The sequence below is a fragment of the Alteromonas sp. G4i13 genome (assembly GCF_054960505.1).
Window position 1 is genome coordinate 1 of sequence record NZ_JBHNYX010000102.1, and the last position, 1,292, is coordinate 1,292.

Annotated in this window: 1 protein-coding gene; it reads left to right on the forward strand. The window is 41.7% G+C overall.

Annotated elements, in window-relative coordinates:
• Positions 1–52 precede the first annotated feature (52 nt).
• A protein-coding gene (locus ACFI6J_RS21450) for an IS3 family transposase (RefSeq protein ID WP_145912133.1) occupies positions 53–1,257 on the forward strand; the annotation gives its coding sequence in 2 pieces (ribosomal slippage) (positions 53–425 and positions 425–1,257; 1,206 coding nt in all).
• The last annotated feature ends 35 nt before the right edge of the window (positions 1,258–1,292 follow it).

Consider the following 1,292-nt stretch of genomic DNA (forward strand, 5'->3'; position numbering starts at 1 on the left):
TGACCCATCCTAAATAGCGTTGACACTTTTCAAACTTAATTTGGAGAGTGTAATGAAATCAAATAGCAAAAGAACTCAACGCGATTATTCCCTCGCTTTTAAACTGGCCGTTGTAGACCAAGTTGAAAAAGGCGAATTCACATATAAACAAGCACAAGAGCACTACGGAATTCAGGGGTGTTCAACGGTTTTAGTTTGGCTTCGTAAGCATGGTCGTCTAAATTGGACGTATGGTACACCTAAGCTTCTTAAACGAGGTAACTGCGTGGATAAGTCCAAAGTAGAGCTTACTCCAGAACAGCGTATTAAGGCTCTGGAGAAAGAGCTTGCTGATACGAAAATGAAAGCTGATTTCTTCGAAGCCGTCGTGAATGTTCTTGAAACTGATTATGGAGTAAGCGTTGTAAAAAAGCGCAAAAGAAAGTCATCCAGGAAAAAGTGATAGACGGGGTTTCCGTAGCCAAAGCTTGTCGTTATCTGAATATTTCTCGTCAGGCCTATTACCAACATTGTGCTCGTTCAATCAAGCGCGAAGAGCATGAGGCTAGAGTCATTCAATTCGTACGTCATGAGCGAATGATTCAACCTCGCATCGGCACTAGGAAACTACAGTATCTTCTTGCGCTCGTAAAAATAGATATTGGTAGGGATCATCTCTTTAATTTACTAAGAGAAAGGCGTCTACTGGTGCCGACAAAGCGTGCCTATCACAAAACAACCAATAGTCATCATCGGTTCCGCTGTCATCCCAACCTCATTAAAGCGGGGTTAAAAGCCGATAAACCCAATCAGCTATGGGTAGCAGATATCACATACTTACCGACGCGAGGTGGAGAGAGTTATGTGAGTCTCATTACAGATGCTTATTCTCGGAAGATTGTGGGCTATCAGGTTGACGATAACATGCGAACGCAGTCAGTAAAGCAAGCATTTACTCGAGCACTTAAACAAAAAAGTATAAACGAAAAACTCGTACATCATTCTGACAGAGGTATACAGTATTGCTCAGAAGAGTATCAAAAACTCCATAGAAAACATGATGTACAGTGCTCAATGACAGATGGCTACGATTGCTATCAAAACGCCCTTGCTGAGCGGATAAACGGTATTCTTAAAAATGAATACTTACTCCATAAGCCAAGAGATTTAGAAGAAGCGAGAAAGATGGTTGCAGAATCAGTAGCAATCTATAATGGTAGGCGGCCACATCTGGCCCTTAAATACAAAACGCCCGATGAAATACATCGGGCGTTTTAACCGAAATAAGTGTCAACCTATTTCAGGACTAGTCA